1 protein-coding gene is annotated in these 208 nt (G+C 37.0%); it reads right to left on the bottom strand.

The window, feature by feature from the left end; genetic code table 11:
* Nucleotides 1–208 (bottom strand): hypothetical protein (locus FFO06_RS21325; RefSeq protein ID WP_201275520.1); only part of this gene is annotated, 208 nt, incomplete at both ends.

The raw sequence follows: 208 nt of genomic DNA, 5'->3' as shown, positions 1-208 counted from the left end.
TAAATAAACTGTTTTCGGTGTCACCATCCCCTGTAACTAAACTATAAGTAAAGGTGTTTCCTGTATCTGGGTCTATGCTGATGAGATTACCAATTACACCATCTGTTTGACCTTCAGCAATTGCGGTCTTGTCAAGCAACAAATCAGTGGGTGCTTCATTAATGTCGTTAACGTTAATATTTAATTGTTTCTCAAAAGATAACCCATC

The organism is Dolichospermum planctonicum, assembly GCF_005402965.1.
Lineage (GTDB): Bacteria > Cyanobacteriota > Cyanobacteriia > Cyanobacteriales > Nostocaceae > Dolichospermum > Dolichospermum planctonicum.
Note: the sequence above shows the minus strand (reverse complement) of the source record. Positions and strands in the feature narration are given on the sequence as shown.